Annotated in this window: 6 protein-coding genes; 4 read left to right on the top strand and 2 right to left on the bottom strand. The window is 70.2% G+C overall.

The genetic code is table 11. From position 1 onward, the window contains the following. The first annotated feature begins 68 nt into the window (after nt 1-68). Nucleotides 69-407 carry a hypothetical protein gene (locus ASG87_RS20165; RefSeq protein WP_157511054.1) on the top strand — a complete coding sequence of 113 codons (339 nt, stop codon included), beginning with the start codon at nt 69-71 and terminating at the stop codon, nt 405-407. Nucleotides 408-505: 98 nt separating this feature from the next. On the opposite strand, the gene xseA is transcribed toward ASG87_RS20165, so the two are convergent. Both xseA and ASG87_RS11570 read right to left on the bottom strand, forming a co-directional pair. Then, on the bottom strand, nt 506-1,864 hold the full coding sequence (gene xseA / locus ASG87_RS11575; RefSeq protein ID WP_056005032.1) for an exodeoxyribonuclease VII large subunit: 1,359 nt from the start codon (nt 1,862-1,864) through the stop codon (nt 506-508). A gap of 159 nt (nt 1,865-2,023) precedes the next feature. Then, a complete protein-coding gene (locus tag ASG87_RS11570) occupies nt 2,024-3,466 on the bottom strand; it encodes a phospholipase D-like domain-containing protein (protein ID WP_157511053.1) in 1,443 nt (480 codons plus the stop codon). 94 nt (nt 3,467-3,560) lie between these two features. On the opposite strand from ASG87_RS11570, the gene ASG87_RS11565 reads away from it, so the two are divergent. The 3 genes from ASG87_RS11565 (at nt 3,561) to ispG (ending at nt 7,870) form a co-directional block, all read left to right on the top strand. Next, complete coding sequence (locus tag ASG87_RS11565; RefSeq protein WP_056005028.1) at nt 3,561-5,516, top strand: acetyl-CoA hydrolase/transferase C-terminal domain-containing protein; 1,956 nt, start codon at nt 3,561-3,563, stop codon at nt 5,514-5,516. 94 nt (nt 5,517-5,610) lie between these two features. Continuing rightward, a complete protein-coding gene (locus ASG87_RS11560; protein ID WP_056005026.1) occupies nt 5,611-6,210 on the top strand; it encodes a LysE/ArgO family amino acid transporter in 600 nt (199 codons plus the stop codon). Nucleotides 6,211-6,613: 403 nt separating this feature from the next. Continuing rightward, nucleotides 6,614-7,870 (top strand): flavodoxin-dependent (E)-4-hydroxy-3-methylbut-2-enyl-diphosphate synthase, encoded by a 1,257-nt coding sequence (gene ispG / locus ASG87_RS11555; RefSeq protein ID WP_056005024.1) that lies wholly within the window; start codon nt 6,614-6,616, stop codon nt 7,868-7,870. Nucleotides 7,871-7,874 lie beyond the last annotated feature (4 nt).

Raw genomic sequence — 7,874 nt, 5'->3', positions numbered from 1 at the left:
GCGAACACTGCGAGCGGCAAACTTCTCCTTTTGAGTGCGCTACTTGACGGGGAAGGCTACGCAGAGAGATGGCTCTAAATGGGTTCTTTGGGGGAGATAATGAGGATACTTTTAACAAAACATATGATAAAGGTTTGAGTCTTCCGGTTTCGGAAGAGTGGTTTTTGGATTTTCTGAAGAGTAGGGGTTTGAGCTATGAGATATATGCGGAAAAGAAGTCTGGCAAAGGGTTCTTGCCAACTCCCAATATCGGAGGTGCGGTTGATTTGTCTGAAATAATAAGGGTTTACGATGTTTTTGACCCTTCCAGGCTTACGAGAAAGGTTTCTTATCATTATTTTGCTTATGTCGATAAGCGACATGACGTTGTTTATGTGGAAAATCGCTTTCAATATGCCGGGCCATAGTGCACGATTGCTTGCAGGCTTAGGTTTTCTTGGCAAGCTTTGCGGCTTGAAACCCAGGGTGGTACCGGATGCCGACTGCGAATCCTTATAGCCAGTTTTCAGTCCGGCTCCACCCGCAGCGCCAGCTCGCCATCGGCGAGGCGGGCTCGTAGGCGGGTATCTGCTGCCACGTCCTTGGCCGAGCGCACCACCTTGCCGTCGGCGTCGAACACGATGGCGTAGCCGCGCTCCAGCGTGGCGAGCGGGCTGACCGCGTGCAGGGCGCGGGCGGACTGCTGCAGGGTAAGGCGTTCGCGTTCCAGCCGGCGCTCGATCGACTGGCGCAGCCGCTGGGCGTGTTCCGCCAGCAGCCGGCGCAACAGTTGCAGGCGTTGCCGGGGATGCTGGGCGAGCAGGCGCGCGTGGATGCGGTCCAGCCGCGCGCGGCGCTGCTGGCCCTGCTCGCGCTGCACGCCGAGCAGGCGGCGTTGCAGATGGACGAGCCGTTCGCGGTCGCGCGCCAGGCGGGCCTGCGGGCGCTGCGCCTGCAGGCGGGCGAGCAGGTGGTCGACGCGCTGGATGCGCGCCTGCAACCGGCGCTGCTCCAGCAGGGTCAGGCGCTGGCGCAGTTGCGACAGGTGCCGGCCCAGCGCATCGGCATCGGGTACCAGCAGTTCGGCCGCCGCCGATGGCGTGGGCGCGCGCAGGTCGGCGACGAAGTCGGCGATGCTGAAATCGACCTCGTGGCCGACCGCGCTCACCACCGGCACGGCGCTGGCGTGGATCGCCCGCGCCACCTGCTCGTCGTTGAATGCCCACAGGTCTTCCAGCGAGCCGCCGCCGCGGGTCAGCAGCAGCGCGTCGTAGCGCCCGCAGGCGGAGGCCCGGCGCAGCATCGAAACGATCGCCGGCGGCGCCTCGCGGCCCTGCACCGGCACCGGCAGCACCTCGACCTCGGCCAGCGGCCAGCGCCGCGCGAACACGCTGAGCACGTCGCGGACCGCCGCGCCGGTGGCCGAGGTGACCACGCCGATGCGCCGCGCGAAGCGCGGCAGCGGGCGCTTGCGCGCCGGGTCGAACAGGCCCTCGGCGTCGAGCCGTGCCTTCAGCCGCTCGAACTCGCGTTGCAGGGCGCCTTCGCCGGCCGGCTCCATGTGTTCGGCGACGAGCTGGTATTCGCCGCGCGGCTCGTACAGCCCGACCCGTGCGCGCACCAGCACCTGCATGCCGTCGGCCGGCCTGAATTTCAGCCAGCCGCTCTTGGGCTTGAACATCGCGCAGCGCACCTGGGCGCCGCTGTCCTTCAGGGTGAAGTACAGGTGGCCGGAGGCGGGCCGCGCCACGTTCGACAGCTCGCCCTCGATCCACACCATCGGCAGCGCATCCTCCAGCAGCCCGCGCACCAGCCGGTTGAGCGTGCTCGGAGTGAGGACGTGGCGCGGCGGGGCGTCGTCGGGGCTGCGGTCGAAGGTCTGCATGGACCATCGAGACTAACATGATGTTGTGCCCGCAAGCCATTGAGGAATAAGGCTTGCTTCTGCCCGGAAAAGGGCGATGGCGGGCTTGCTCCGGCGGTCGCCGCGCCGGGCTGCCGGCGGTTCCGGAGCGGCACCTGTGGCCGGTCCGGCGGGGCCGGCTCAGTCGTCGGCGTCCGGATCGCGCTGGCGCGCCAGGCGCCGGCGGCGCAGCCGCCACGTGCGTATGCCGAGGTTGAGCGCGAACCAGGCCGCCAGCGCGGCGATCGGCCAGGCGACGACGGCCGGCCACAGCGCGGCGACGGCGGCCAGCACGACGAGCAGGGCGGTGCCGCCCAGCAGCGGGCCGGTTTCGGTATCGCCCAGCACGCGGCGGTCGGTGATCGCCGCGCCGACGGTGTTGGCGATGCGCAGCGCGCTGGCCGCGGCCCGGCTGGAACTGCCGCTGGCGCCGCGCGGGCGCGGCGGGCGCGCCTCGCTGCTTCGCACCTTCTCGACGCGCCGGCGCTGGCGCGGCGCCAGCACGATCTCGGTGGCGTTCTGCAGGTCGCGCTCGTACTGCGCGGCCAGCAGGCGGGCGAAGCCTTCGTCTTCCACCGCCACGTCGATCTCGCGGTTGCCCAGCCAACTGGCGATGTTGAGGTTGGACGAGCCCACCCGGGCCCACTGGCCGTCGGCCACCGCGGTCTTGGCGTGCAGCATCGAGCCGTTCCACTCGAACACGCGGATGCCGGCCTTCAGCAGCGGGCGGTAGCCGGAGCGCGACATGCCAGCCACCATAGGGATGTCGCTGCTGCCGGGCACCAGCAGGCGCACGTCCACGCCGTCGCGCGAGGCCGCGGCCAGCGCCTGCACGTAAGGCGCAATGCCGACGAAATAGGCGTCGGTGAGCCACAGCGTGCGGCGCGCCAGTGCGGCGATCTGCTGATCGAGCCGATACATGCCGGTGGTGGCCGGCTGGGTAGCGATCACGCGCAGCGCCACGTCGCCGGCCGGCGCGGCCTCCGCCGACGCTGCGGGCCAGGCCGGCAGGGCGGCGCCGATGCTGGCCCAGCTCTGCGCGAAGGCGGCCTCCAGCTCGCCCACGGCGGGGCCGCGCAGGGCCACGCCGGTATCGCGCCAGGGCGCGATGCCGCGCTGCGGATCGCCCAGCCATTTCGCGCTGATGCAGACGCCCGACAGGAAGCCCTGGACGCCGTCCACCACCAGCAGCTTGCGGTGGTCGCGGCTGATCCAGCCGAACGTCTCGCCCAGCGTCGGCGGGTTGAACACCCGCACCTGGCCGCCGGCGTCGCGCAGCGGCTTCCAGAACGCGGCGCGCGACTGGCCGAGGCAGCCCAGCCAGTCGTAGACCACGGCGACGAACACACCCTCGCGGGCCCGCTCGGCCAGCGCGTCGCGGAAGGCGCGACCGACCTCGTCGTCGCGGATGATGTAGTTCTCCAGCAGCACGCGGTGCCGCGCCCCGCGGATCGCCGCCAGCCAGCGCTCGTAGTGCACGGCGGCGTCGATCAGCAGATCCACCGCGTTGCCGCTGAGCAAGGGCGCGCCCGCGGCGCGGCTGAGCGCCTGCTCGGCGAGCACGCGGCTGGACGGGGCGGACATCGGCGGTACGTGTGACATGCCCCCGAGTGTAGGACAAGCCGGCCGGTCCGCTCCGGCATGGCTGGCGGTCGCGGCGTTCTGTCATGATCGGCGCATGAGGCCCGCGCTCCGTTTCGCCGATACCGCCGCCTGCGCCCAGCTGATCGCCGAACGGCTGGGACCCGACCTGCGCATCGCCGCGCCGCTGGGCATGGGCAAGCCGCACGGGCTGCTCAACGCGCTTTACCATCTCACCGCGGCGGACATGGGTCGCACGATGACGCTGTACACCGCGCTCTCGCTGGTCCGGCCGCAGCCGAAGCCGGGGCTGGAGCGGCGCTTCCTGCAACCGTTCCTGGACCGCCATTTCGGCGCGGACTACGAGAACCCCGAATACGCCGTGGACCAGGCGCGCAACGCGCTGCCGGGCAACGTGGCGGTGCACGAGTTCTACCTGCAGTCCGGCGCGCTGCTGCACTCGGCCAGCGCGCAGCGCGACTACATCAGCCAGAACTACACCCACGTCGCACGCGACCTGGTGGTGCAGGACATCAACCTGCTGGTGCAACTGGTGGCGCGGCGCGAGACGGCAGGCGGCGTGCGCTACAGCCTGTCGAGCAACCCGGACCTCACGCTGGATTTCCTGCGCCAGGCGGAACTGGCCGGGCGGCCGCGCCCGCTGTGCGTGGCGGTGGTGCACCCGGATCTGCCGTACCTGAGCGGGCATGCCGAAGTGGACGAGGCCTTCTTCGACGTCGAGCTGGACCCGCCGCATTCGCCCAGGCTGTTCGCGCTGCCGCGACCGCCGGTGTCGCTGGCCGAGTACGCGCTGGGCCTGCATGCCAGCGCGCTGGTGAAGGACGGCGGCTGCCTGCAGATCGGCATCGGCGCGCTGTCCGACGCGCTGGTGAAGGCGCTGTTGCTGCGCCAGCAGGACAACGCGGCGTGGCGGCAGGGCCTGCAGGCGCTGGACGGCGAGCAGGCCACCCAGGCGCTGGCCGGAAGCTGCGGCGGGCTGGAACCCTTCGCCGAAGGGCTGTACGGCGCCAGCGAGATGGTGATGGACGGCTTCATGCACCTGCAGCGCGCCGGCATCCTCAGGCGCCGCAGTTGGGACAACCTGGCGCTGGAGCGCGCCTCGGCCGCGGGCCGGCTCAACCCGGCCACGCCGGGCGGGCACTACCTGCGCGGCGCGTTCTTCCTCGGCTCGCGCGAGCTGTACGAGTGGCTGGACGCCACCGAGGCGGCCGACCCGGACGCGATCGACATGTGCCCGGTCTCCAACGTCAACCAGCTCTACGGCGACCACCAGGCGCTGGCCGGCCTGCAGCGGCGCGGCGCGCGCTTCTTCAACACCTGCATGATGGCGACCCTGCTCGGCGCGGCGGTGTCCGACGCGCTGGAGGACGGCCACGTGGTCAGCGGCGTCGGCGGCCAGTACAACTTCGTGGCGATGGCGCACGAACTGGCCGACGGCCGCTCGGTGCTGCTGCTGCGCGCGACCCGGCACGGCGCCGGCGGGGTCGAGACCAACATCCGCTGGAACTACGGCCACACCACCATCCCGCGCCACCTGCGCGACATCTACGTCACCGAGTACGGCGTCGCCGACCTGCGCGGCAAGAGCGACAGCGAGTGCATCGAGGCGATGCTGTCGATCTGCGACGCGCGCTTCCTCGATGCGCTCGCCGCCGAGGCGAAGGCGCACGGCAAGCTGGCGGCGGATTTCCGGATCCCCGAGGCCTGGCGGCGGCACCGTCCGGAATGCCTGCGCGAGGCGCTCGGCCCGCTGCACAGGCAGGGCCTGTTGCCCGCGTTTCCGTTCGGCAGCGATTTCACCGCGGTGGAGCAGCGCCTGTTGCCGGCGCTGGACTGGCTGAAATCGTCCGCTGCGCACTGGCGCGGCAGACTGGCGCTGGTACGGGCGCTGCTGCGCCCCGGCGAGCCGGCGAAGGACGAGGCGGCCGCGCTGGAGCGGATGGGCCTGGCCCGGCCCGGCACGTTCGCCGACAGGCTGCAGCGCCGGCTATTGCAGGCCGCGCTGCGGCACGAGCCGCCACCGGACGGCTAGCCGCTCCGCGCGCTTTCCTCGCTTCACCCGGATACCTGTTCTCGAACCCCTGCCGGCGCGGTGCGCCGGCCCCGTCTTCGCCTGGAGTTCCCGCATGCATGCCGCCCTCGCCGGATTCACGCTGGGCCTGTCGCTGATCCTGGCGATCGGCGCGCAGAACGCCTTCGTGCTGAAACAGGGCCTGCGCCGCGAGCACGTGTTCTGGATCTGCCTGCTGTGCGCGCTGTCCGATGCGGTGCTGATCCTGCTCGGCGTCACCGGCCTGGCGATCCTGCTCGGCAAGGCGCCGTGGCTGGCGCCGCTGATGCGCTACGGCGGCGCCGCCTTCCTGCTGTTCTACGGCGCGCGGAGCTTCCACGCCGCGTGGAAATCCCCCGGCGCCCTGGTGCCGACGGCGGACGCCGCCAAACCCCTGCTGGCGACCCTGCTGACCTGCGCGGCGCTGACCTGGCTCAACCCGCACGTGTACCTGGACACGGTGCTGCTGATCGGTTCGGTCTCCACCCAGTTCCCCGGCACGCGCGGCTGGTTCGCCGCGGGCGCGATGACGGCGTCGCTGGCGTTCTTCTTCGCGCTGGGCTACGGCGCGGCGCTGCTGCGGCCGGTGTTCGCGCGGCCGGCGGCCTGGCGCGTGCTGGAGGTGCTGGTGGGGCTGACCATGTGGACGATCGCGCTCAGGCTACTGCTGGAATAGGTCGACCGTCATTCCGGTGGAGACCGGAATCCAGCGTGGTCCGTGCGGAGCACTGGATCCCGGCCTTCGCCGGGATGACGATCAAGACCACGAACCACACCTTGTCGATCCTGTTGCAGCACGAAGACGGTGCGTTGCGGTGACAAGCCAGACCCAAGCGTCGCATCTGTTTTTGACCGTCATTCCGGCGAAAGCCGGCAGCGTGGTCACGCAAAGTCGCTGGATCCCGGCTTTCGCCGGGATGACGGGCGGGAGGAATCTGCCATGACTACACCATGCGGCTTTTGGAAGCCGTCCGGGATGGCGAGCGAGAGGATCTGTCATCCGGCATTCCGGGCGGGTCGGTTATCCTTGGCAGCCTTCCGCCGCGGGTCGCCGCGGCCTGACTTCCGGTTGAATCCGCATGAGCGAGACATCCCAACAGCCGCGCGACGCGGCGCCCCTGCCGCGCAGGCCCAGCGTCGGCGTGCGGATCGGCAAGGTGACGGTGGGCGGCGGCGCGCCCATCGTGGTGCAGTCGATGACCAACACCGACACCGAGGACCCGGCCAGCACCGCCAGGCAGATCGCCGAGCTGGCCCGCGCCGGTTCCGAGCTGGTGCGCATCACGGTGAACACGCCGGCGGCGGCGGCGGCAGTGCCGCGCATCGCCGAGCGGCTGGCGATGATGGGCGTGGAGGTGCCGATCATCGGCGACTTCCACTACAACGGCCACCAGCTTTTGGAAGCCGAGCCGGCCTGCGCCGAGGCGCTGGCGAAATACCGCATCAATCCCGGCAACGTCGGCTTCGGCAAGAAGAAGGACAGCCAGTTCGGCGCGATCATCGAAAAGGCCATCCAGTACGGCAAGCCGGTGCGCATCGGCGCCAACTGGGGCTCGCTGGACCAGGCCATGGTCGCCGCGCTGATGGACGAGAACGCGCTGCGCGCCGAGCCGTGGGACGCCGCGCACGTGGCGCGCGAGGCGTTGCTGCGCTCGGCGCTGGATTCCGCCGCGAAGGCCGAGGAGATCGGCCTGCCGCGCGACCGCATCATCCTGTCGTGCAAGGTCTCCGGCGTGCAGGAGCTGATCGCGGTGTACCGCGACCTCGCCGCGCGCTGCGACTACGCGCTGCACCTGGGCCTCACCGAGGCGGGTATGGGCTCCAAGGGCATCACCGCCTCCAGCGCCGCGCTGGCGGTGCTGTTGCAGGAAGGCGTCGGCGACACCATCCGCATCTCTCTGACGCCCGAGCCGGGCGCCTCGCGCACCGGCGAGGTGATCGTGGCGCAGGAACTGCTGCAGACCATGGGCCTGCGCGCGTTCACCCCGCTGGTCACCGCCTGTCCCGGCTGCGGTCGCACCACCAGCGAGTTCTTCCAGGAACTGGCCAAGACCGTGCAGGCGCACGTGCGCGAGCAGATGCCGCTGTGGCGGGTGAAGTACGACGGCGTGGAGAACCTCACCCTGGCGGTGATGGGCTGCGTGGTGAACGGGCCGGGCGAATCCAAGCACGCCAACATCGGCATCTCGCTGCCGGGCAACGGCGAGGCGCCGTCGGCGCCGGTGTTCATCGACGGCGAGAAGGCAATGACCTTGCGCGGCGACAACATCGCCAGCGAGTTCGTGGGCATCCTCGACGACTACGTGGCGCGCAAGTACGCCGCGCGCGGCGGCTGAGCGG

The organism is Frateuria sp. Soil773, from assembly GCF_001428405.1.
In the GTDB taxonomy this organism is placed as follows: domain Bacteria; phylum Pseudomonadota; class Gammaproteobacteria; order Xanthomonadales; family Rhodanobacteraceae; genus LMSL01.
This window is presented reverse-complemented; position numbering and strand designations above follow the sequence as displayed.